Source organism: Salinivibrio costicola subsp. alcaliphilus, assembly GCF_001996185.1.
Taxonomy (GTDB): Bacteria; Pseudomonadota; Gammaproteobacteria; order Enterobacterales; family Vibrionaceae; genus Salinivibrio; species Salinivibrio costicola.
In genome coordinates this window covers 44,421-69,141 of sequence record NZ_MUFR01000014.1, presented here as the reverse complement: position 1 = coordinate 69,141, position 24,721 = coordinate 44,421, and the positions used below count along the sequence as shown (strand labels likewise).

General features: G+C 49.6%; 21 protein-coding genes. 4 read left to right on the top strand and 17 right to left on the bottom strand.

The genetic code is table 11. The annotated features are described in order from the left end of the window. Nucleotides 1-4: 4 nt before the first annotated feature. From folP to rlmE, 3 genes are all read right to left on the bottom strand, one after another. Nucleotides 5-850, bottom strand: a complete 846-nt coding sequence (folP, locus tag BZJ21_RS06650; RefSeq protein ID WP_077461717.1) for a dihydropteroate synthase — start codon at nt 848-850, stop codon at nt 5-7. A gap of 62 nt (nt 851-912) precedes the next feature. Continuing rightward, complete coding sequence (gene ftsH, locus BZJ21_RS06645) at nt 913-2,862, bottom strand: ATP-dependent zinc metalloprotease FtsH (RefSeq protein WP_077661332.1); 1,950 nt, start codon at nt 2,860-2,862, stop codon at nt 913-915. Nucleotides 2,863-2,913: 51 nt separating this feature from the next. Beyond that, a complete protein-coding gene (gene rlmE, locus BZJ21_RS06640; protein WP_077461719.1) occupies nt 2,914-3,543 on the bottom strand; it encodes a 23S rRNA (uridine(2552)-2'-O)-methyltransferase RlmE in 630 nt (209 codons plus the stop codon). 207 nt (nt 3,544-3,750) lie between these two features. On the opposite strand from rlmE, the gene yhbY reads away from it, so the two are divergent. Continuing rightward, on the top strand, nt 3,751-4,047 hold the full coding sequence (yhbY, locus tag BZJ21_RS06635; protein WP_021023292.1) for a ribosome assembly RNA-binding protein YhbY: 297 nt from the start codon (nt 3,751-3,753) through the stop codon (nt 4,045-4,047). Nucleotides 4,048-4,162: 115 nt separating this feature from the next. Here the strand turns inward: yhbY and greA are convergent, their stop codons facing one another. Beyond that, entirely contained in the window at nt 4,163-4,636 is a 474-nt protein-coding gene (gene greA / locus BZJ21_RS06630; protein ID WP_021023293.1) for a transcription elongation factor GreA, read from the bottom strand. Nucleotides 4,637-4,904: 268 nt separating this feature from the next. Here greA and dacB point away from each other — a divergent pair, with 268 nt between their 5' ends. Beyond that, the gene (gene dacB, locus BZJ21_RS06620) at nt 4,905-6,383 is read left to right on the top strand and encodes a D-alanyl-D-alanine carboxypeptidase/D-alanyl-D-alanine endopeptidase (protein ID WP_077669403.1); all 1,479 of its coding nucleotides are present in this window, start codon (nt 4,905-4,907) and stop codon (nt 6,381-6,383) included. A gap of 66 nt (nt 6,384-6,449) precedes the next feature. Here dacB and carB read toward each other — a convergent pair whose 3' ends face one another. The 9 genes from carB to murJ form a co-directional block, all read right to left on the bottom strand. After that, nucleotides 6,450-9,677, bottom strand: a complete 3,228-nt coding sequence (gene carB / locus BZJ21_RS06615) for a carbamoyl-phosphate synthase large subunit (protein WP_077669402.1) — start codon at nt 9,675-9,677, stop codon at nt 6,450-6,452. Nucleotides 9,678-9,692: 15 nt separating this feature from the next. After that, a complete protein-coding gene (carA, locus tag BZJ21_RS06610; protein WP_077669408.1) occupies nt 9,693-10,832 on the bottom strand; it encodes a glutamine-hydrolyzing carbamoyl-phosphate synthase small subunit in 1,140 nt (379 codons plus the stop codon). Between the two features lie 466 nt (nt 10,833-11,298). Further along, on the bottom strand, nt 11,299-12,102 hold the full coding sequence (dapB, locus tag BZJ21_RS06605; protein ID WP_077669401.1) for a 4-hydroxy-tetrahydrodipicolinate reductase: 804 nt from the start codon (nt 12,100-12,102) through the stop codon (nt 11,299-11,301). Nucleotides 12,103-12,238: 136 nt separating this feature from the next. After that, nucleotides 12,239-13,183, bottom strand: coding sequence for a 4-hydroxy-3-methylbut-2-enyl diphosphate reductase (gene ispH, locus BZJ21_RS06600; RefSeq protein WP_077461723.1), 945 nt, complete (start codon nt 13,181-13,183; stop codon nt 12,239-12,241). 9 nt (nt 13,184-13,192) lie between these two features. Beyond that, a complete protein-coding gene (gene fkpB / locus BZJ21_RS06595) occupies nt 13,193-13,624 on the bottom strand; it encodes an FKBP-type peptidyl-prolyl cis-trans isomerase (protein ID WP_077669400.1) in 432 nt (143 codons plus the stop codon). Between the two features lie 43 nt (nt 13,625-13,667). Beyond that, nucleotides 13,668-14,177, bottom strand: coding sequence for a signal peptidase II (lspA, locus tag BZJ21_RS06590; RefSeq protein WP_021023300.1), 510 nt, complete (start codon nt 14,175-14,177; stop codon nt 13,668-13,670). Further along, nucleotides 14,177-17,002, bottom strand: coding sequence for an isoleucine--tRNA ligase (ileS, locus tag BZJ21_RS06585; protein ID WP_077646829.1), 2,826 nt, complete (start codon nt 17,000-17,002; stop codon nt 14,177-14,179). Before ileS ends, lspA begins: the two co-directional genes overlap by 1 nt. Nucleotides 17,003-17,030: 28 nt before the next feature. Further along, nucleotides 17,031-17,972, bottom strand: coding sequence for a bifunctional riboflavin kinase/FAD synthetase (ribF, locus tag BZJ21_RS06580; RefSeq protein ID WP_077669399.1), 942 nt, complete (start codon nt 17,970-17,972; stop codon nt 17,031-17,033). 91 nt (nt 17,973-18,063) lie between these two features. Further along, nucleotides 18,064-19,635 carry a murein biosynthesis integral membrane protein MurJ gene (gene murJ / locus BZJ21_RS06575; RefSeq protein WP_077669398.1) on the bottom strand — a complete coding sequence of 524 codons (1,572 nt, stop codon included), beginning with the start codon at nt 19,633-19,635 and terminating at the stop codon, nt 18,064-18,066. A 275-nt stretch (nt 19,636-19,910) separates the two neighbouring features. Here murJ and rpsT point away from each other — a divergent pair, with 275 nt between their 5' ends. Beyond that, entirely contained in the window at nt 19,911-20,171 is a 261-nt protein-coding gene (gene rpsT, locus BZJ21_RS06570) for a 30S ribosomal protein S20 (RefSeq protein WP_021023304.1), read from the top strand. Between the two features lie 79 nt (nt 20,172-20,250). On the opposite strand, the gene BZJ21_RS06565 is transcribed toward rpsT, so the two are convergent. The 4 genes from BZJ21_RS06565 to nhaA all read right to left on the bottom strand — a co-directional run bounded on the left by BZJ21_RS06565 (nt 20,251) and on the right by nhaA (nt 23,048). Beyond that, entirely contained in the window at nt 20,251-20,556 is a 306-nt protein-coding gene (locus tag BZJ21_RS06565) for an ArsR/SmtB family transcription factor (protein WP_077576778.1), read from the bottom strand. 66 nt (nt 20,557-20,622) lie between these two features. Beyond that, nucleotides 20,623-21,516, bottom strand: coding sequence for a transcriptional activator NhaR (gene nhaR / locus BZJ21_RS06560; protein ID WP_077669397.1), 894 nt, complete (start codon nt 21,514-21,516; stop codon nt 20,623-20,625). A 73-nt stretch (nt 21,517-21,589) separates the two neighbouring features. Then, a complete protein-coding gene (locus BZJ21_RS06555; RefSeq protein ID WP_021023307.1) occupies nt 21,590-21,874 on the bottom strand; it encodes a hypothetical protein in 285 nt (94 codons plus the stop codon). Beyond that, nucleotides 21,843-23,048, bottom strand: coding sequence for a Na+/H+ antiporter NhaA (nhaA, locus tag BZJ21_RS06550; protein WP_077669396.1), 1,206 nt, complete (start codon nt 23,046-23,048; stop codon nt 21,843-21,845). The genes BZJ21_RS06555 and nhaA overlap by 32 nt, the downstream gene beginning before the upstream one ends. 434 nt (nt 23,049-23,482) lie before the next feature. On the opposite strand from nhaA, the gene BZJ21_RS06545 reads away from it, so the two are divergent. After that, nucleotides 23,483-24,631: a Na/Pi symporter gene (locus tag BZJ21_RS06545; protein ID WP_077669395.1), complete on the top strand. Its 1,149-nt coding sequence runs from the start codon at nt 23,483-23,485 to the stop codon at nt 24,629-24,631. Nucleotides 24,632-24,721: the final 90 nt, after the last annotated feature.

The window sequence follows — 24,721 nt, the reverse complement described above, 5'->3', positions numbered from 1 at the left end:
GTTTTTATTCTCCTGGTGCTTCATTTTCTTGCATCGTCAACGCCACGACCTTGAGCGCATCGGCCGTCTCTTTAACATCGTGAACACGGATAATCTGTGCGCCTTTCACTGCCGCTAACGTGGCACAAGCGATGCTGCCACCTAGCACGTCGTGAGGTGTTTTATCTAGCGCTTTGTAAATCATAGATTTGCGCGACATCCCCGCCAAGATCGGCAGACCAAAGTGATGGAAATGATCTAATTGTGCGAGCAACTGATAGTTGTGTGCCAAGGTTTTACCAAACCCATAGCCCGGATCCAAAATGATATTTTGCCTGATAACACCAGCATCCAGGCAAGCATCTATTCGCTGGTTTAGAAATTGTATTACGTCTTGGATAACATCCGTGTAGTCGGGTGCCGCTTGCATGGTTCTAGGCTGACCCTGCATGTGCATGATGCACACGGGTACCTGGAGATCGGCAGCGGCAGTCAATGCGCCAGGCTCTCTGAGCGCGCGAACATCATTGATCAGGTTCGCGCCAGCTTCGACAGCGGCGCGCATGACCGCAGCTTTGCTGGTATCAATCGAGATCCAGCAATCCGATCGCTCGCGGATAGCTTTTATCACTGGTACAACACGATTAATTTCGTCTTGCTCTGCCACATCAGCGGCACCAGGACGGGTCGACTCGCCCCCAATATCGATAATCGTCGCGCCATCAGCCAGCATCTGTCGTGCCCGCTCAACGGCTTTGCTTTGTTGTTGAAACAATCCGCCATCAGAAAAGGAATCCGGCGTGACATTGAGGATCCCCATAACGACGGGGCTATCAAGAGACAGGGTTTTATTCTGGTGTGTTATTTCCATGCGTTTACTTCCAAGCACGATCAAAAAAACCCCGACGTATCGGGGTTTGTACTACTGTTGGTTTACGCTTCAGATTGGTTTTCTGAATCTAACGGCTTTTGTTTTTTATCATCTGATTGTTCATCAGATGCTTTCGTCGCTGATTCATCCGGTTTTTTGGGCGTGTCATCCGATGAAGACCCCCCGTCACCGCCTTCCCAACCTGCAGGCTCGCGAACATCACGACGGGCCATCAAGTCATCGATTTGTGCCGCATCGATGGTCTCGTATTTCATCAACGCATCTTTCATCGAATGCATGATATCGAGATTGTCTGCCAAGATTTGTTTTGCACGGTCGTAGTTACTGTCAATGATTTGACGGATTTCTCCATCAATCAAGCGCGCCGTTTCGTCCGAAATATGCTTGGTCTGTGCCATTGAACGGCCAAGGAAAACTTCGCCTTCCTCTTCCGCATAGAGCAATGGACCTAGTTTCTCTGAAAAGCCCCATTGCGTGACCATTTTGCGAGCAATTTCTGTTGCACGTTCAATGTCATTGGATGCCCCGGTCGAGACTTTGTCTTTTCCGTAAATCAGCTCTTCGGCTAAACGACCGCCATAAAGGCTTGAGATCATCGAGTTCAGGTGCTGACGCGACATGCTGATGCGGTCCTGCTCAGGCAGGTACATGGTCACACCCAATGCGCGTCCACGTGGGATGATCGAGACTTTGTAGACAGGATCATGTTCCGGCACTAAACGTCCAACAATGGCATGGCCTGCTTCGTGATAGGCAGTCGACTCTTTGATTTCTTCTGACATCACCATCGAACGGCGCTCTGCACCCATCATGATTTTGTCTTTAGCCAGTTCAAACTCGACCATGGAGACCACACGCTTGTTACCGCGAGCCGAGAACAATGCTGCCTCGTTGACCAAGTTAGCTAAATCGGCCCCTGAGAACCCTGGGGTACCACGTGCAATAAGCGATGCATCGACATCATTGCCGAGGGGGACTTTGCGCATGTGCACTTTTAGAATATGCTCACGGCCGCGGACATCAGGCAAGCTCACCACGACTTGGCGGTCAAAACGCCCCGGACGTAATAACGCAGGATCCAAGACATCAGGACGGTTCGTCGCGGCGATAACAATCACCCCTTCGTTCCCTTCAAAGCCGTCCATTTCGACCAGCATTTGGTTAAGGGTTTGTTCACGCTCATCGTGACCGCCGCCTAAGCCAGCGCCACGTTGACGACCCACTGCATCGATCTCATCGATAAAGATAATACACGGTGCCGCTTTCTTGGCTTGCTCAAACATATCACGGACACGTGATGCACCAACACCCACGAACATTTCGACGAAGTCAGAGCCGGAAATGGTGAAGAAAGGCACTTTCGCTTCGCCTGCAATGGCCTTCGCCAGCAAGGTTTTACCCGTACCCGGAGGCCCTACCATCAATACACCGGTTGGAATTTTACCGCCCAGTTTTTGGAATCGGCTTGGATCACGCAGGTAATCCACCAGCTCTTTGACGTCTTCTTTTGCTTCGTCACAACCAGCGACATCGGTGAACGATGTTTTGACCTGCTCTTCGCTCATCATTTTGGCTTTTGATTTGCCAAATGACATAGCGCCTTTGCCGCCCCCGCCTTGCATCTGACGCATGAAGAATATCCATACCCCGATAAGCAACAGCATAGGGAACCACGAGATGAAGATAGACGCCAACATGCTTGGCTCTTCTGGTGGTGTCCCTTTGACACTGACATTTTTGTTAAGCAAGTCATCTAACAACTTTGGATCGTTCATAACAGGCATGTAGGTGACATAATTCGAGCCGTCACGTCGGGTGACACTCAGCTCGCGATCGTCAAATTTTACTTCCTGTATTTGATCGTTGCCGATTTCGCGTACGAAAGAGGTATAGTCGACTTGACGACCGGCGTTGTCACCTGGTCCAAAACTTTGGAACACAGACATTAAGACAACGGCGATAACCAGCCACAGAATCAAGTTTTTTGCCATGTCACTCAAGGTGTTAGCCTCGCATAACTGAGATAGATAAATGTAAGGGTACTACAGTTTATAACCTGTAGCCACAATGTAGACCTCTCGCGACCGTGCGCGGGATGAGTCGGGTTTACGAATTTTGACCGCTGTAAACATTTTACGGACTTCGGCCAGATAATGATCAAAGCCTTCTCCTTGAAATACTTTTACCACGAAGCAGCCTTTGGGGCCTAACACTTCCCGGCACATATCCAACGCCAGCTCCACCAAATACATCGCACGCGGTTGGTCTGCCGCCTGGTTGCCACTCATGTTCGGCGCCATGTCAGACATCACCACGTCAACCATGTCAGGTTGTATACGATCAAGAAGGGCATCAAGAACGGTTTGTTCACGAAAATCACCTTGGAGAAAGCTGACGCCTGGCATCGAATCCATCGGTAAGATGTCGCACGCGATCACTTGGCCTTCATCGCCGACTTGCGTCGCCGCATACTGCGACCATCCGCCAGGCGCGGCCCCTAAATCGACCACTGTCATACCGGGCTTTAAGATGCGATCTTTTTGCTGGATTTCTTCCAGTTTAAAGATAGCGCGTGAGCGATAACCTTTTTTTTGCGCTTCGTGCACATACTTATCGTCAAAGTGTTCTTTCAACCAACGTCCTGAGCTAGCTGAATGCTTTTTGTTCGCCATGTTGTTCCTAACCAAACCCTATTGTTGGCAACGCATTATCATAAAATTCAATCGATTGCGCACTGAATGTTATTATTAAAGGTAGCTCAAAAGCGGCTATCTAGATAATTCGGTTGCCATGGAGCGTCTTTATACTGTTTCAGTTTGTGATGAGATGGCGTTAGAATGGCATGTTTTCAACCCCTAGCAAATAGAAATCGAGCCAACATGAAACTCAGCACCAAACAAAAACAGTATCTCAAAGGACTGGCTCACCAGCTTAAGCCTGTAGTCTTAATGGGCGCCAATGGCTTAACCGAAGCCGTGGTCGCTGAAATTGAGCTTGCGCTTGACCACCATGAATTGATCAAAGTGAAAGTCGCATCAGAAGACCGCGAGACCAAAAACCTGATTGTCGACGCTATCATTCGTGAAACTGGCGCCGAAAAAGTGCAGGTTATCGGCAAAACACTGGTGATTTACCGTCAAAGCGAAGAGCGTAAAATCACATTACCACGCAAATAGTTTGGGTGGCCTTAGTGGTTTGCCGCACTTGCGCTGAAGCATAACAAAAAAGGCCGCGTCGCGGCCTTTTTACTGTTGAAAACTCAGCGAAAAGTTACATCTCGTAACACTTTACTTAGACGTAATCGACGCTGCCAATCTCAAATTCTTTCACACCACCCGGTGTGGTGATGCTCACTTCTTCGCCTTCTTCTTTACCAATTAAGCCTCGGGCAATCGGTGAGTTCACTGAAATAAGGTTGGCTTTAATGTCCGCCTCATCATCACCCACGATACGATAGGTCAGTTCTTCGTCGGTATTGATGTCAATCACAGTCACGGTAGCACCAAAAATCACTTTGCCATTATTCGGCATTTTGGTGACATCAATCACTTGAGCGACCGATAGTTTGTATTCAATATCGCGGATTTGCGCTTCACAAATCCCCTGCTCTTCTCGCGCAGCATGATATTCCGCGTTTTCTTTTAAATCACCCAGCTCACGCGCCTCTGCAATGGCGTTAGAGATCTCTGGGCGACGTTTGGTCAACTTGTCCAGCTCTTCTCGTAGCAGCTGCTCGCCGCGTACGGTCATTGGCACTTTATCCATAAATGACATTACCTCTTTCAATCCACAGCAAAGGGATTTTGGCAAAACAAAGCCACGCCCAAACAAAAATTTGGGCGCGGCGGAATTCAACGCTTTTTTTCGATTGTAAACAAGAATTGGCGCAAAATCATCTCTGATCCGGCAATAGCGTGACCGACCAGCCGGTGATTGTCCAGCAGATGAGGTGTATCAGGCCATGCGTGCGGCTTGTCTTCAAGGCTGGACAGGGTAGGATAAACACGATGCAATAACACAAAGGCTCTCACTCATGATTCGCGCTCTTTTTCGCTGCCTAGCACCGATACGTTGCCTAGCGGTTATTTTCTGCCTCGCACTTAGCGTATTATTCACGACATCACTAGCTTATGCATCGAATCAGCTGACGATTGAACAGCTGACCCCTTTATTGCCCAAAGGCAGTCAGGCCGCCTTGTGGGTCAGCGATCCCCAACACACACAACCGCAGCTTAGTCAGCAAGTGGATGCATTGCTTCCCCCTGCGAGTACACAAAAGCTACTCACCGGGCTCGCCGCTCGCCTTTATTTACCGAGTACCTTCCGTTTTTCGACACGGCTGGTACAAGCTGGCGATGACATCGCGCTTATTTTTAATGGCGATCCCTTATTAACTCGCAAAGATATTCGTCAGCTACTTAGTCAACTGCCTCGTCGAGGGCTGGATAATATCAATCATCTTTACCTGGACGGCCAAGCCTTCGCCGGTCGCTCTCGCGCCCCCGGATGGCCTTGGGATATTCTCGCCGTCTGTTACAGCGCTCCCTCAACCGCAATAACACTGGATCATAATTGTGTGCAGGGGGCAATATACAGCCAGCCCGATCAAGTACAAACACGCGTTCATGTTCCTCGTCATCAGCCAATTTCAGTGACTAGCGACGCCCTTACGGTGACAGAAGAACAGCAAACAGCGCGTCACTGCGGGCTTGATTTAACCGCCACCGCGGATAATCAGTATCACTTTTCTGGCTGTCTTGCCCACCGGGACAGGCCGCTGCCATTAAATTTTGCGGTTCAAACCCCTTCCGCCTATGTGAAAGCCATTGTTGCCGATGAGCTCGCACGATTGAATGTGCACCTCAATGGTCAAATTCTGGTCGCACCGGCTCCTAGCCAACATCGTGAACTTGCCCGCCATCACTCTGTCCCGTTACCATCACTGCTGACCACCATGTTGAGAGACTCAGACAACTTGATTGCGGATAATCTTTTGAAAGCGCTCGGGCGGCGCTATTTTCAGCAGCCGGGATCTTACCGCAATGGCGTCGCGGCAGCTAAAGCCATCTTGCAAAAGACAGGGATCGATCTATCCCGCGCGATCTTAGTGGACGGATCTGGTTTATCCCGAAACAACCGTTTAAGCGCGCGCCAGTTGGCCAGTGTTCTTCACTATATCTCGACGCACCCTGAGCTGGGACTGATTGATATGCTCCCCACGGCAGGCATGGATGGCACACTTAAGTATCGGCAAAGTGTCCGACACGCACCGATTAAAGGGCGATTAAAAGCCAAGAGCGGCTCGCTTTATGGCAGTTATAACTTGGCCGGTTTACTAGAGGATGACACCGGGCAGGCGCATATTGTGGTGCAGTTGGTCAGTCATTATCATCCGGATGAAGACGCGTTACCTGACAATGTCCCCGCACCGATCACCCAATTTGAACGTGAGTTTTATCACGCATTGATCCGTGGCCAGCTCGTACCTGCTTTCGCTCGCGCTCAGCCATAAACGCGCGATAAGAAAGACCCGCCAAAAAGGCGGGTCTGATGGCTGCTTATTGACGTCTCATCGGGGTTAAGACTTGGTCAGTACTCGTGCGTGCAGCGATTGCACCGGATTCACTTTGGTGGTATCGGCCGCCGTTAACGCCATGCACGTGGCGAAGGCCGCATTCAGTGTGGTGGTATAATTGACCTTGGCGGCCAGCGCACCACGACGTAAGACTTTTGAATCTTCAATCGCTTGGCGCCCCTCGGTGGTATTGACAATATAGCTATACTCACCGTTTTTGATGCGGTCAAGAATGTGCGGACGTCCTTCGTGCACTTTGTTGACAAGGCGCGGATTGATCCCCGCTTCTCCCAGAATAACGGCAGTGCCGTGGGTGGCATCAAGCTCAAAGCCAAGTTTCAGCAGCTTCGCGGCCAGATCGACCACGCGCTGCTTATCGTTATTGCGAACCGACAACAAAGCTCGCCCGCTTTCGCTATAGGCTTTGCCACAGGCTAAGTCCGCTTTAGCAAACGCTTCAGCAAAGGTATCGCCCACACCCATCACTTCACCGGTTGAGCGCATTTCTGGCCCAAGTAAAGGATCCACGCCTGGGAACTTATTAAACGGGAGTACCACCTCTTTCACGGAATAGTAAGGTGGAATCACTTCGTTCACGAACCCTTGCTCGGCAAGTGATTGTCCTGCCATGACGCGAGCAGCAATTTTCGCCAGCGGCACCCCTGTCGCTTTAGACACAAATGGAACCGTTCGTGCAGCCCGCGGATTTACTTCAATCAGATAAATTTCATCATCTTTCACCGCAAACTGGGTATTCACCAAGCCGCGTACACCAAGCTCTAAGGCTAATTTACGTACTTGTTCACGCATCCGATCTTGAACGTCATCGCTCAACGTATACGCTGGTAGTGAACACGCCGAATCGCCCGAGTGCACTCCCGCTTGCTCAATGTGCTCCATAATGCCACCAATGACAACGATGTCACCGTCACACACGGCATCAATATCTACTTCGGTCGCGTCATCAAGGAAGTGATCGAGCAAGACGGGAGATTCATGCGACACACTCACGGCCTCATTAAAGTAGCGACGCAAATCCGTTTCGTCATACACGATTTCCATCGCCCGCCCCCCAAGCACATAAGACGGACGCACCACTAGCGGGTAGCCAATCTCTTTCGCTTTTTCCACCGCCTGCTCTAATGCCGTCACGGTGGCGTTGGCAGGTTGTTTCAGCCCTAGGCGCTCTACCGCATCTTGGAAACGTTCACGGTCTTCCGCGCGGTCAATTGCATCAGGACTGGTACCAATGATCGGCACCCCAGCCGCTTCTAGCGCTCGAGCCAGTTTAAGTGGGGTTTGGCCACCATACTGAACAATTACCCCTTCAGGGTTTTCGACCCGAACAATCGCCAATACATCTTCCAAGGTCACCGGCTCAAAGTAGAGGCGATCGGAAGTATCATAGTCGGTAGAGACGGTTTCAGGGTTACAGTTCACCATGATGGTCTCATAGCCGTCTTCGCGCAGCGCTAACGAAGCATGGACGCAGCAATAATCAAATTCGATGCCCTGTCCGATACGGTTCGGCCCACCACCGATAACCATGATTTTCTTTTTATCGGTTGGTTGCGATTCACATTCATCATCATAGCTTGAGTACATGTACGCGGTATCAGAGGAAAACTCAGCTGCGCACGTATCAACGCGTTTGTAGACCGGATGGATGTTGAATTTATCCCGTAGTTTGCGCACTTCAATTTCAGACACCCCGAGAAGACTCGCCAAGCGCACATCGGAAAAACCTTTACGTTTTAATTGGCGTAGCGCGACCGCATTAAGACCAGCAAACCCATTATCTCGGACTTGTTGTTCATGTTTGACGATGTCTTCGATTTGCACCAAGAACCAGCGATCAATATTGGTGAGGTTGAAAACCCCATCGACCGACATGCCTGCACGGAAGGCATCCGCGACATACCAAATCCGCTCGGCGCCCGGCTCTTTCAGCTCATGGCGAATACGCGTCAATGCGGTATCGTCATCCAGGTTGACTATCTCATCAAAACCAGACGCGCCGGTTTCTAGACCGCGTAATGCTTTCTGTAACGATTCTTGTTGGTTACGGCCAATGGCCATCACCTCGCCCACGGATTTCATCTGGGTCGTCAGTCTATCATTGGCGCCAGCAAATTTTTCAAAATTAAAGCGTGGGATTTTCGTGACCACGTAATCAATGGTCGGCTCAAATGAAGCCGGTGTGGCGCCGCCGGTAATATCATTCATCAGCTCATCAAGGGTAAAGCCAACCGCTAATTTGGCCGCTACTTTGGCAATCGGGAAACCGGTTGCTTTTGATGCTAAGGCTGATGAACGGGAGACACGCGGGTTCATTTCAATGATCACCATGCGCCCATTATTAGGGTTGATCCCAAACTGAACGTTTGACCCACCGGTTTCGACACCGATTTCACGCAGCACAGCCACAGAGGCATTGCGCATCAGTTGGTATTCTTTATCGGTCAATGTTTGAGCGGGCGCGACGGTGATCGAATCACCAGTGTGGACACCCATCGCATCGACGTTTTCAATCGAGCAGACAATGATGCAGTTATCGTTTTTATCCCGCACCACTTCCATTTCGTACTCTTTCCAACCAATCAAGGATTCATCAATCAACAGCTCGTTGGTTGGCGACAAATCCAAGCCCCGCTCGCAAATGTCTTTAAATTCTTCTTGGTTGTAGGCAATACCGCCACCGGTGCCGCCCATGGTAAATGAAGGGCGGATAATACAAGGGAAACCCACTTCGTCGAGTACCTTGTGAGCCTCATCCATGCTGTGGGCAATGCCCGCACGCGGACACTCAAGGTTAATGCTGCGCATCGCTTCATCAAAACGGTGTCGGTCTTCCGCTTTATCAATGGCGTCGGCTGTTGCACCAATCATCTCTACGCCAAATTCCGCCAGTACACCGTGACGCTCGAGATCAAGTGCACAGTTTAATCCCGTTTGACCGCCCATGGTCGGTAACACCGCATCGGGGCGCTCTTTCTCAATAATATGTTTCACTACCTGCCACTGAATCGGCTCGATATAGGTCGCATCGGCCATTTCGGGATCAGTCATGATGGTCGCTGGGTTCGAGTTCACGAGAATAACCCGGTACCCCTCTTCGCGTAGCGCTTTACACGCTTGTGCCCCTGAGTAGTCAAATTCACAGGCTTGGCCGATGACAATCGGGCCTGCGCCCAGGATTAGAATGCTTTTTATGTCTGTGCGTTTTGGCATGCTCAACGACTCCGATTAGGCGCGATGTTGTTTGATAAGGTCGATAAAATGGTCAAAAAGAGGCGCCGCATCATGCGGTCCTGGACTTGCCTCTGGGTGGCCTTGGAAGCTAAAGGCGGGTTTTTCAATATGATGAATGCCTTGTAAGCTGCCATCGAACAAAGACACATGGGTCGCCCGCAATGTGTCTGGCAAGCTATCTTTATCAGCCGCAAAGCCATGGTTTTGGCTGGTGATCATCACCACGTCTCGGTCTAAATCTTTCACCGGGTGATTGGCACCATGATGGCCAAATTTCATTTTCACCGTCTTAGCACCGCTCGCCAGTGCTAAAATTTGGTGGCCCAAGCAAATACCAAATAAAGGCACGCCTTTCGCTAAGAAGGTTTGCGTCGCCGCAATCGCGTAGTCACACGGGGCTGGATCGCCAGGACCGTTGGATAGGAAAACTCCATCCGGATTCATCGCCAGCACCTCGTCTGCGGGTGTGGTGGCAGGCACCACCGTCAAACGACAGCCACGGTCAACCAGCATACGCAAAATGTTACGTTTAGCACCAAAGTCATACGCCACTACGTGATAAGGCAATTCACTATCAGGTAAAGCATCGGGTAAGCCTTGATGAAGTTGCCAAGAGCCTTGTGTCCAGCTATAGCTTTCCTGAGTGGTCACTTCTTTGGCGAGATCCATGCCCTTGAGGCCAGGAAAATCTTGCGCGTTAGCCAAAGCCAATGCTTCATCCACGCTGTCGCCAGCGACAATGCAACCATTTTGCGCCCCTTTTTCACGCAACAAACGGGTGAGCTTACGCGTATCAATGTCGGCAATGCCAACAATGTTGTGTTGCTTGAGGTAATCAGAAAGGGATTGTTGATTGCGGAAGTTGCTAGCTAAGAGAGGGAGATCACGAATCACGAGGCCTTGAGCGTGAACTTGGGAGGATTCTTCGTCTTCGGTATTGGTGCCGGTGTTGCCAATGTGGGGATAAGTAAGAGTGACTATTTGACGGGAATAAGAGGGGTCGGTGACAATTTCTTGATACCCCGTCATCGAGGTATTGAAAACCACTTCTCCCACCGCGGAGCCATCCGCGCCGATCGGGGTACCGTGGAACACTGTCCCATCTTCTAGGACTAAGAGCGCAAACTTGCTCAAGACAACCTCCAGTTTATATAAAAATGCACTTTTAACGACTAACGTTGCATTTACGTATTCCATCTAAGATCAAAACCCGCGTCAAGCTGAATTTTGACAAATTGCGCGCATTCTAGGGATGCATGGAGAAGCTGTCAATCAAACCCGCGTTTTTTTGTTTTCTTTATTCACCACTCAATAGCTTTCTTCATCTAAACCGCCATAAAACACAGCTTAAATCGACTTTACGGTACAAAAAACACCCAAATCACTGCCAGCATCATTACGTAAGACACAATATCTGTCTAAAAAAATAAAAGCTCATTAGCAAACGTTTACCTTTACTTTTAACAGCTGAGAAATACAGTCTCGTGCAAAAATAGCGATATGAGCCCAGTAAAAAATAGATAAAGCTGGAGGAGTAACACAAACAGAGAGGGCGTTTTACGTATAAGCAAAAAACATCGCGCCGAAGCGCGATGAATAGTTATTTTAAATCGAGGACATCTTGCATGGTATAAAAACCCGACGGGTGCTGATTGAGCCAAACCGCTGCACGGACCGCGCCTTTGGCAAAGGTATTACGGTTTGAGGCCTTGTGCGTGATCTCAACACGCTCACCGATATCGGCAAACATCGCAGTATGTTCGCCAATAATGTCACCGGCACGAAGGGTGGCAAAACCAATCTCGTCTTTGCTGCGCTCGCCCGTATTCCCTTCTCGCGCATAGACAGCCACATCGCTGAGGTTGTTACCCATTGCCCCTGCAATCGCTTCGCCCATACCTAGCGCTGTGCCTGAAGGGGCATCCACTTTATGGCGGTGGTGGGCTTCAACAATTTCAATATCGCATTCCTCCCCCATCACTTTGGCGGCTTGCTCGAGCAACTTAAACACTAGGTTCACCCCCACACTGTAGTTGGGCGCCATGACTAAGGCAGTTGACTCAGCGGCCTCATGAATGACTTGTTTTTGCGCCTCGTCAAACCCGGTGGTGCCAATGACTAATTGTTTACCTTGTTGTTGGCATAACGCCAAATGCGCCATCGTGGCCGATGGTGCGGTAAAGTCGATAATCACGTCGAAGTCATCACTGACATTAGCAAGGTCGTCCACCACGTTAACCCCTAAACGGCCAATTCCTGCCAACTCACCCGCATCTGTGCCTACTAGGCTAGATTCAGGGCGCTCACTCGCCGCGCCCAATGTTGCGCCCGAGTATTGTGCAACCGCTTGAATAAGGTTGCGGCCCATTCGTCCAGCCGCGCCTGCAATGGCAATACGTACCATGATTTTCCCCTTTGTCACTTTGCCAGCAAATTGGCTCCTTGATCGTAACTGACCACTCTAGCGCGTTCCCTGGCACTTGTATATTGGCGAAAAAAAGGGAAGCTTTCGCTTCCCTTTTTGGTCTGGATCATCACGGTTAAGTGACTTCACGAATTTGTAATTCCTTCGGCACTTCAAAGAACATGTTTTCTTCTCGTCCAGAGAGATTTTCAACCTCTGTGGCACCAAGCTGCTTGATGCGCTCGATAATATGATTCACCAGCTCTTCAGGCGCCGATGCCCCTGCCGTGATCCCAACGGTATGCTTGCCGTCTAACCAAGCGGGGGCAATGTCTTGTGCTGTATCGACCAAATACCCAGGCGTACCTAGCTTTTCAGAAAGCTCACGGAGGCGATTTGAATTTGAGCTATTTTTCGATCCAACGACAATCATCACATCACAGCTTTGCGCAAGATCGCGTACTGCATCTTGGCGGTTCTGTGTGGCATAACAAATATCATCTTTGCGCGGGCCTTGGATATTGGGAAATACCTGCCGCAAGGTATCAATCACATCTGCCGTTTCATCCACAGACAGTGTAGTTTGACTGACATAGTGTAGGTTATCTGGATCGTTGACCTTGAGGGTATAGACATCGTCTGGGGTTTCAACCAAATACATGCCACCCGTTTCGCTGGCGTATTGACCCATGGTGCCTTCCACTTCTGGGTGGCCCGCATGGCCTATCAGCACCACTTCCATGTTTTTGCGGCTTGCGCGCGCCACTTCCATATGGACCTTGGTCACCAATGGACAGGTGGCATCAAACACGGTCAATTGACGCGATTTCGCCTCGTTCCGCACCGCTTGTGATACACCGTGTGCAGAGAAGATCACAATACTGTCGTCAGGCACTTCGCTGATCTGCTCAACAAAAATCGCCCCACGCTGCTTTAACCCTTCCACGACGAAACGGTTGTGCACCACTTCATGACGCACATAAATCGGCGGTTGATAGATTTCTAACGCTCGTTCAACAATACTGATTGCACGATCGACGCCCGCACAAAAGCCACGGGGATTGGCAAGTAGGATCTTCATGACTACGCCTTATTGCACACTTATAATTTCAACGTCAAAAATGACGGTTTTACCCGCCAAAGGATGATTAAAGTCAACGGTGACTGAGTCGCCAGAGACCGCGGTAATAATCCCCGGAATTTCTTGCCCTTGAGGACCACTAAACGCAATGATCGCACCTTCTTCGGCGGGTGTTTCTCCTCCGAAATGGCGGCGATCCATATAATGAATATTATCAGGGTTTGGCTGCCCAAAGGCATCTTCAGGCGCTAAGGTAAAGCTACTCGAGGCGCCTTCTTTTAAGCCCAGTAAGCAGTTTTCAAAGTTTTCGGTCAGACTGCCGTCTCCCATCACCAATTTCGCAGGCTTCCCCGCATTATGGGTGGTATCGGCCACCGAGCCATCTTCAAGCTTGATGGTAAAATGCATAATCACTTCGCTAGCGGCGCTGATCGCTTTCATGATTCATCCTTTTTGAAAGTCGGAGTGTGCAGATAGATACGCATTATCCCTGCTTGGTCGATGACGCGTCCTGACGAAAACTTTCCAGAATTACCAACGCCGCCCCCAAACAAATCGCGGAATCCGCCAAGTTAAACGCCGGCCAATGCGACGTGCCAATGTAAAAATCTAAAAAGTCGATGACATAACCATGAACAAGCCGATCAAATAAATTACCCAATGCGCCGCCGATGATCATCGCATAGGCAATATTGATCAACCGTTGGCTTGCTGGGGTGGTCCGCATCCAATAAGCCAGTAATCCACTGACTCCTAGTGCAATCACGCTAAATAGCCAACGCTGCCAGCCTCCAGCATCACTCAAAAAACTAAAGGCTGCGCCATGGTTATGCACGTAGGTAAGATTAAAAAAAGGCAACAGTTCAATGCGGTTAGCAAACCCGTATTCCATGGTTTGCATCACCAGCCACTTACTACCAATATCGAGCGCAAACACCAGAGGCGCCAGCCAAAGCCAGCGCCATCCTGATTGCGAGAGGGAAAGAGTCTGCATCACGCAAATTGGCGAGTTTCGCCTTCTCCTGCAATGTTGGTCACACAACGGCCACAGATCTCTTCATGGCCAGCAATGGTGCCCACGTCGGCGACGTGATGCCAGCAGCGTTCGCACTTCGCCGCACTTGAAGCCGTCACCTCAACAGCAAGGCCTTCAACATCCGTTTTCGTCGCAGATATTGGGGCTTCACCGGCGACCACAGTTGCTTTTGACGTTAACAGCACAAAGCGAAGTTCATCGCCCATTAAGCGCAGTTTTTCGGCAAAATCGGCGGGCGCATACAGGGTCACTTCGGCTTCTAGTGAGCCACCAATGACTTTTTCGTTACGGGCCTGTTCAAGCGTTTTATTGACCGCATCGCGTACGTTTAACAATTTCGCCCAGAACGCCTGATTAAGGGCTGCACTGTCTTCTAGATCAAATAGGCCGTCATACCAGACATCGGTAAAGACAAACTTGCTACGCTCACCCGGCATTTCATTCCAAATTTCATCCGCCGTGAACGACATAATAGGAGCCATCCAACGGACCAAGGCTTCGACAATGTGGAACAGTGCCGTTTGGCAGCTTCGGTGCGCATGGCTGCCGGCTTTCGCGGTGTATTGGCGATCTTTAATAATATCGAGATAAAAAGAGCCCATCTCAATCGAGCAGAACTGCATCAAGCGTTGCGTGACTTGGTGGAAATTACAGGCTTCAAATGCTTCTGTAATTTCTTGCTGTGCCGCCAACGCACGTCCCACCGCCCAACGATCAACCGCGACCAAATCGTCTGGGGCAACCAAGTCGGTTTTAGGATCAAAGCCATGTAGGTTCGCCAGCAAGAAACGCGAGGTGTTGCGGATACGACGATACGCATCGGCGCTGCGTTTTAGGATTTCATCCGAAACGGTGATCTCACCCGTGTAATCGGTTGATGCCACCCACAAACGCAAAATATCGGCACCCAGCTTGTTCATCACGTCTTGCGGCGCGATGGTGTTCCCCAAAGATTTCGACATCTTGCGGCCTTTGCCGTCAACGGTGAAACCATGAGTCAGCACTTTTCGATACGGGGCCTTTTCTTTGATGGCGACCGAGGTCATTAACGATGATTGGAACCAACCACGGTGCTGATCCGACCCTTCGAGGTACATGTCAGCTTCTTGGCCGTTGAACTCGTCACGCTGGTTAACCACCGCATAGTGCGTCGCGCCTGAATCAAACCATACATCGAGCGTATCCAGCACTTTCTCGTACTGGTCTGCTTCATCGCCAAGCAGCTCGTTAAGATCCAAATCCCACCACGCTTGAATGCCCGATTGCTCTACCCGCTGTGCAACCTGCTCAATCAGGTTAATCGTATCGGGGTGAAGCTCTGACGTTTCTTTGTGAACGAACAAGGCAATGGGTACGCCCCAGGTACGCTGACGAGAAATACACCAGTCTGGACGGCCTTCAACCATGGATTCAATGCGGCTTTGCCCCCAGTCAGGGATCCATTCAACGTTTTTGATCTCTTGTAAGGCTTTATCTCGCAGACCGGCTTTATCCATGCCGATAAACCACTGTGGCGTCGCTCGGAAAATAATCGGCGTTTTGTGGCGCCAGCAGTGCGGATAGCTGTGTTCATAGGCATGATGATGCAGCAGCGCGCCATGCGTTTTAAGCGTCTCAATGACATTATCATTGGCTTTAAACACGTGCTGACCGGCAAACAGTGGTGTATCAGGTAAATACACACCATTGCTCCCCACAGGATTGGCCACTTCTAGGTCGTATTTTTTCCCCACCACGAAGTCTTCTTGGCCGTGTCCAGGCGCAGTGTGGACAACCCCCGTACCCGACTCAGTTGTCACGTGATCGCCAAGGATCACCGGCACGTCAAAATCATAAAATGGGTGTTGAACACGTTGCAGCTCTAACGCTTCACCTTTACAAAAACCAAGGTTGTGATAGTGCTCAATACCAGCACGATCCATGACGTCTTTGGCCAACTCTGCCGCCAGAATTAAGCGCTGTGGCTGCTCGCCTTCGACTTGCACCAGCACATATTCCAGATCCGCGGACACAGCCACGGCGCGGTTAGCCGGCAGAGTCCAAGGCGTCGTCGTCCAGATCACCGCCGAAACAGGCCCTTCGCCTTGATGCTCACCAGCAAGGGTAAAGGTGTTCACGAGCGCCTGCTCATCGACCGCACGGAACATGACGTCAATCGATGGAGACGTCTTGTCTTGATACTCGACTTCGGCTTCGGCAAGGGCTGAACCACAATCCGTACACCAGTGAACCGGTTTAAACCCTTTGTGCAAGTGGCCATTATCCGCAATCTTACCCAAGGCACGGATGATGCTGGCCTCAGTTTTAAAATCCATGGTGAGATAGGGTTTATCCCACTCACCTAACACGCCAAGACGTTTGAAGTCGGCTTTTTGACCTTCCACTTGCTTGGCCGCGTATTCACGACATTTTTCACGGAACTCGGCGGTGGAGATTTTCTGACCCGGCTTGCCCACTTTTTTCTCTACCATCAATTCGATAGGTAGACCATGGCAGTCCCAGCCAGGGACATACGGTGCGTCATAGTCCGCCAGCGTTTTCGATTTAATAATAATGTCTTTGAGAATTTTATTAACAGAGTGACCAATATGAATATTGCCGTTCGCGTACGGAGGGCCGTCGTGCAAAATAAATGTTTTTTTGCCGTGCTTCGCTTGACGGATTGCACCGTAAAGATCTTCATCATACCAACGCTTGAGCATATCAGGCTCGCGCTTAGCAAGATTACCTCGCATCGGAAACGCAGTTTCCGGCAGGTTTAAGGTATCTTTGTAGTCACTCATTGATTATTGATTCCGTATGGAGGTTACTCTAGACATTATTGCCATCAGCCAGCCACGCACGCGCTGCCGATGCATCTCGTTGAATTTGCATTTTTAATGCGTCTACTGACGCGAATTTGGTTTCATCACGCAATTTGTGCAGTAGGCTAACTTCTAATTGTTTGCCGTATAAATCGAGCGTTTGATCGAATAGATGCACTTCTAACTGCTGATGGGTGCCATTGACCGTCGGTCGATTACCCACGTTGGCAACGCCCGGCAAAGATTGCCCTGCACGCGCACCGGACACGGTTACCGCGTACACACCCGATACAGGAGAGACTCGCCGCTTAAGCAGCACATTCGCGGTAGGAAAGCCGATCGTACGTCCAAGCTTTCGCCCATGCGCGACCCGCCCGCAAATACTGTAGGGTCGCCCCAACATATCGGCTGCCGCCTCTAACTGGCCCGCGAGAAGCGCATCTCGTATTGCGGTGCTACTCACCCGTCGGTCGCTGACACAAAAGCTTTCGGTACTCACTACCGCAAAGTGATGCTCTTTCCCGGCTTGCTCTAATCGAGCGAAGTCACCGGCACGCTTGAGGCCAAAGCGAAAGTCGTCACCCACTACCAGAAACTTAACACCCAATTGATTGACCAACAAGCGATCAACAAAGGCATCCGGGCTCATGGCGGCAAATGCTGGTGTAAAGCTGACACACAACAGCCTATCCACGCCTAACTTAGCCAGTTGAGTATATTTGTCGCGCAGCCGGGATAAACGTGCAGGGGCCTGATCGCCTTGAAACAATTCGAGCGGTTGAGGCTCAAACAGCATGACAGTCGCAGGCAAATCGAGGGCCCTGGCCTTCTCGACCACTTGGCGCAAGACCGCTTGGTGCCCAAGGTGGACACCATCAAAGTTACCGATGGTGAGTACACAGCCTCGGTGTTTGGCCCGGATATTGTGAATGCCTCGAATTAATTCCATCGCCTGCTGACTATTTGAACTATAAAAACTGGCGGATTATATACTAGTCAGCGCTGGCAATCAGCCCTGGATTGATATTCCGCGCTTACCATCATCCTCGGTGGCGGATATCGCCTAATCTCACACCAAACATCACTGCCGTGATCAGATAGAGGCTCCCCCCGCCAAGAATACAGCCAGCCAAGCTAATGCTGCGAGAGAATAATGGCATAGCCACCCATTGTGACAAACTTGGCATTAAAACATAAAGCCCAATAACCATGGCACAAACAGCCACCAGTAACTTAACAATAAACATCACTGTTTCCCGAGAAAGGCGATAAATATGACGACGGTGTAGCCCTTGATACAACAGGCCTGCATTAATCAGCGCCGATAAGGCCGTGGCCATTGCTAACCCCACGTAGCTGAAGAAATAGGCAAAAATCGCGTTAAAGACCATATTGCTGACCATTGCGATGACACCGTATTTGACCGGTGTTTTAGTATCTTGGCGCGCATAATAACCAGGCGCCAGGACTTTGATCACCATAAAATTGACCAAACCACAGGCATAAGCCACCAGAGAAAGACTGGCCGCCTCCACGTCAGGTACACCAAATTCACCCCGCATAAACAGCACCATCAATATGGGCTTGGCGAGCACAATTAATCCAGCCATGGCGGGGATCCCGAGTAGCAGAACCATACGTACGCCCCAATCCATGGTCGCAGCAAACTGATCCGCCGATTTATCGACATGTTTTTTGGATAACGCGGGCAAGATCACCGTCGCAATCGCAATGCCAAATAACCCCAGTGGGAACTCTAATAAACGATCGGAGTAATACAGCCAACTGATAGAACCCGTCATTAAGAAGCTAGCAATAAAGGTATCGAATAACAGATTAATCTGACTGACGGATACCCCAAACAATGCTGGAATCATTAACTGTCGAATTTTGACAACGCCGGGATGATGCCATCCCCATTTAGGCCGCACGAGCATCCCCTCTTGCGCTAAAAAAGGCAGTTGGAACAAAAGTTGAATCACACCGCCTGCAAACACACCGATCGCAAGGCCTATTTCAGGTTGTGCCAAATGCGGGGATAGACCGATCGCCGCAGCAATAATCGCAACGTTTAAAAACACCGGCGTAAAGCTGGAAACTGCAAATTTATTCAGCGTGTTAAGGATAGCCCCCGATAGCGCAACAAAGGTAATAAACCACAAATAGGGGAAAGTGATTTTCAACATCAAGCTGGCCAACTCAAATTTTGCACCATCAGGCCCGCCGTCTAGCCAATCGACAAACCAACCGGTACCAAACAACGCGGCTAAAACGGGCGAACCGACCACACCTAGCAATGTCACAACAGTGACCAGCCCACCAAGCGTGCCGACCACATTGGCCACCAACTCGCGTGAGTAGGCTCGGGTGGTATCATCTTTATCAAGCGCCTGGTATTCGGTTAATACCGGCACAAACGCTTGTGAAAATGCCCCTTCGGCAAATAGACGACGCAAAAAATTAGGGATTTTATTGGCAAAGAAAAAGACATCGGCGGCCGCACCCGCGCCCATTAAGTTGGCAATGACAACATCGCGCACCAATCCTAAAACACGGGACACTAATGTCATGGTGCTCACGATGAGCCCAGAGCGTAAAAGTCGCTTACTCACGGTTACCTCTTGAAAACACGTGCCCGATGCGCGCGTTGCTTCTACTTTTTCGCCCCTGGCGATACGCCGAAAGGGAGAACAAATCGAAATATAGGTGACGTCGGGGCTGAAATGCTGATAGAATCAGCCGCCATATTAACTGTGATAACCCCGCAGCGCCAATACTACCTTGGAGCGGCGGATCTTTGCACAAATGAATTGACAATAGAGGCAAAAAGAGGCATAGTCCTCCGCCTTGAAATGTCACCGAACAAAAAGATTTGGGAGTTAGACCCTTGGCGAATATCAAATCTGCTAAGAAGCGTGCGATCCAGTCTGAAAAGCGTCGCCAGCACAACGCAAGCCGTCGCTCTATGATGCGCACCTATATGAAGAAAACTGCTTCAGCAATTGCTGCAGGCGACAAAGAAGCGGCAACTGCTGCTTTTGCACAAGTTCAGCCTATTCTTGATCGTTCAGCCACTAAAGGCATGATCCACAAGAATAAAGCAGCTCGTTACAAAGCAGCATTCTCAGCACAAATTAAAGCGCTGTAAGATTGCTCTTTGCTTAGAGATAAAAAAAACCGGCCCTGGCCGGTTTTTTTTTGCTTATCACTTGTTGCTTACCTAGGTGCTAATTTGCGGTTTCGCTGCAGTAGAGGTCATGTAAAAGCTGAATGACGGCAACGACTTCATCACTTTTTAGCGAATAATATACCGTCTGCGCCTCTTTGCGCGTTGTCACCAGACCATCTTTTCGTAACCAAGCAAGATGCTGCGATAAGGCTGACTGGCTCAGAGGAACCCGCTCCACTAACTGCCCCACCGACAATTCACCTTGTAGTAAATAACACAGAATAAAAAGGCGTTTTTCATTGGCCATGGCTTTTAGCAGGCTGACTGCCTTAGGCCCATTCTGCTGCATGCGGGCTAAATCCATTCAACTTCCATCATCAGTTAATACTCAATGGCACGAGTCTAGCACGATCTTTATGCTAGCTTGTAATTAAACAAACAAGTGACTGTAATCTGCCTCACAAATCCTTTTTACCGCTGGGTGCTGGATCATACGTTCCGCAAAGATGACGAAATATTCCTCTTTTACCATACTTAGCTCAGCAATTTGTATCGCTTGACCCAAACGGGTGACTTCCTCAGCATAGGTCGTAGGTGCAATAAATAACGCTTGATGACTAATCCCAAACGCTTTCATTAAGGCGGAATCGTCAAATTCTCCCAGAATATTAGGTACGATGCCTTGTTGATCAAACCACTGCGTTAACTTACGTCCCATTGCGGTCGATTTGCTAGGAATTAAGACTTTCTGTGTCGCTAAACGTATGGGTAACGGCACATCAGGATCTTCTGCAGGGTTTGATGAATATAAGCTCATGCTACTTTCACCTAACTTGACGCTAAACAAGCCGGCCTGTTGGGTCGAATCTATCGGGCAATCTGAAAGGATCATATCTAATTTATGCTCTGCGAGTTGCTCAAGCAGCATTTCATGCGTGGATTCAAAACAGCGCAGGTGGATGGCGTTATCGTGAGGTATCGCATGCAAGAGAATTTGGCTAATCAGCCGCTTCGATAATGCATCAGCAACCCCAACATCGAATAAGATATTCTCTTGCTGGCTGTAATTGACAATATCTAGCATTTCGTAGCTCAGACCAAACATACGATCAGCATATTTAAAAACCAGCTGGCCGAGCTCAGTGGGCTCCACGTAGCGCCCATTGCGTTTAGTGAGCTTACCATTTAAGCGCTGTTCCAGAGCCCGAATTTGCCCAGTAACGGTTTGTGGTGTTAAACAAAGCTTATCCGCCCCTTGGGTGATTGAACCTTGCTTGCAGACCATCCAGAAGTAGTACAGGTGGTTGTAATTTAGGTGAGCCATGCTGATAGATAAAAAAACGCCAGACGAAGCAGCTTACGCTGCCTCTCTGGCGCCTTCAAGTGGCATACGCGTTTTAGTTTTTCACATCGTCTTTATCAAGCGGTTTTCTTACCCGCTCACCCGCTCGATGCTCTAAAGCACGCTCTGAGAAGCTTGAGGATTTATCTTGTTCTTCTCTGTCAACCTTATCAACGTTCGATGTCACCATCGCCTTTCCGGCCGCGACACCTGCGCGATAGGCTTGGCAAACATCGCTTTGGTCTTGCTTTCCGTTGCAATACATATCTTGGTTTACCGCCATGGCAGAGCCAGAAACGGTAACCAGGCTAGTAATCAACGCCAGTATTACCTTCTTCATACTCGTCTCCTTGTTCATCTGCAAGCGCGCTGGCTGGTGGCAGTGCAAAGTGCAACACTACGTAGCCAATCACGGCCGCCAAAGTCGATCCTATCAAGATACCAAGACGAGAGAGTGTGACGAACTCGCCATTCACACCAACAAAGGCCAGTGATGAGATGAAGATAGACATGGTGAAACCAATACCACAGAGCACTGACACGGCAAAGATATGGGTGAAATTCACGCGTGCTGGCAGTTTGGCAATACCTAATTTCACTGCGGCCCAACTAAAGGTAAAGATCCCAAGTGGTTTACCCAGAAGCAAGCCCAAGGCAATACCCAGCGGCAACATTTCCGTCAAGTTAGCCAGTGATACACCGTCAAGCGATACCCCAGCATTCGCGAACGCAAAAATCGGCAGAATCAGATACGATACGTATGGATGCAGCGCATGTTCCATTTTTTTCAATGGCGAGGGGGCATCATCCGTTTTACCTTTAAGCGGGATGGCAAAGCCAAGCACCACACCGGCAAGCGTCGCATGAACGCCCGATTGCAACACGCTGAACCATAAAATCAGTCCAACCACGACGTACGCAGGAATACTGGTCACTTTGCGCATATTCATCGCCACCAGTACCACAGTGGCTATAAAGGCTGACGCAAGGGCAACCAGCGATAAATCGCTACTGTAAAACAGGGCAATGATCACAATCACCCCAAGATCATCAATGATCGCCAATGCCAGTAAGAATACTTTTAACGCAAGCGGGACACGATTACCCAACAACGCCAACACACCGAGCGCAAACGCGATATCCGTAGCAGCCGGGATAGCCCAACCAGACACGGCCAGTGGGTCGCCCCAGTTGAACGCCAAGTAAATCAGTGCGGGGGCAAGCATACCTCCGATCGCTGCAACCGCAGGGAATGTGGCTTTGTCTTTTGAGTTTAGGGCACCTTGAACCAACTCACGTTTAACTTCCAAACCAATCAACAGGAAAAAAATCACCATCAGGCCATCGTTGATCCAATGACCAACGGATAAGCCTGCTACATAGGTATGAAGCGTGCTGTCATATAAAGGCTGTAAATCCGAGTTCGCTACGAACATCGCTAATACCGCCGCTACAATCAGCACAATACCTCCTGCGGATTCCATTTTCAGAAACTGACGAATGACATCAGTCATTTAGAGCACTCCATACAATAAAAGTGGATTTCAGTAGTCTAGACAGTCAGACCACTTTTAGAAAAATCGTTTGTTCTGATAGTAAACATCGGGAAAACCGATGTTAAAACTAACTTACCATTGATTTATTCGTAGTCTAACGCTTTTATATCCTGTTTACCGATTTATAGCTTAACGCTTTCTCTCTAGCATAGTGTCGATTTCAACCTTGTTGTTACATTTTTATCTCTGTTTTTTCTAGCCGTGTATTTAGAGACAAATAACGCTAGGAATCAGGGGGGTAACAGCGCTTTTGCTGCGGCATATCCGTGCCAAGATCGTATTTTCAACTCACTGCAGTATTTATGTCATATTTCTGAAATATTCCCTTTTTACTATCGCCTCAGATTTTGCTTTGACACTAAACTGACATCGAATTGTCACGGAGATATCTTATGACTCCCCATGCTACAGCAGTAGAGGCAACTCAGAGCTCCTCAAATTGGTTCCGTTGGACCAAGCTTGCCGTCATGCTTTACCTCCTGCTCGTGGCCGTTGCCATGGTAGGAAGCGGCTTTAAATGGGCCGTAGGCGACGAAGCGAAGACGCTCTTTGCGTTTGCGTCTCATCCCGTAGCTGGCTTAATGATTGGTATTGTTGCCACTGCATTGATTCAGTCTTCAAGTACCGTGACGTCTATTATCGTCGGCCTGGTCGCGGGTGGCTTGCCGGTTGAAGCGGCGATTCCCATGGTAATGGGAGCCAACGTGGGTACCTCAGTGACTAATACTATCGTCAGTTTAGGCCATGCCCGCTGTAAAGTAGAGTTTAGTCGTGCCTTTAGTTGTGCCACTGTTCATGACTTCTTTAATCTCTTTGCCGTAGCTATTTTTCTCCCACTCGAAATGGCGTTTGGAATACTGAATAAAATTTCTGGCTGGTTGGTGTCTCCACTGGCACAAGCGAACGATATGAGTATCAAGGGGTTAAACTTTATTAAGCCATTGACCAAACCCGTCGTTAATGCTGTGCAATCGCCCTTGGATGCTATCTTTCCGGGCAACATTGGTGGCTTCGTGATGATTGCCATGGGGATTGTTACTATTGTCGTTGCCATCACCGTGATGGGTCGCGTGATGAAAAAACTGATGGTGGGTCGGGCAAAAGACATGCTTAAAAATGCTATCGGTCGCGGTCCATTGCACGGTATTTTCTCAGGCTCAATCGTCACTGTGTTGGTGCAATCTTCATCAACGACCACTAGCTTGATGGTGCCATTGGTCGGCTCAGGCGTGTTAAAGGTGCGTGATATTTATCCATTCACATTGGGCGCAAACATTGGTACCTGCATTACCGCGTTACTTGCCGCCACAGCCGTCACGGGCGAGTTCGCCGTCTTTGCGCTGCAAATTGCATTAGTACACCTTAGTTTTAATATCCTAGCCACCGCGCTTATCTTTGGTGTGCCGTTTTTACGCGAATTACCGCTCAAAGGTGCAGACTTGTTGGGCAAAATGGCCGCCAAATCAAAAATGGCCGTCCTCGTTTATATCAGTTTAGTCTTTGTTGTGATTCCAGGCAGCATTGTCTTCTTATCCCAATAAGCCTGAGATTTAGGTCACACACAAAAAACGCAGCCAGCTGGCTGCGTTTTTTTATTGAAAATTGGCTCAAGATGACACCAAGTCGTATCG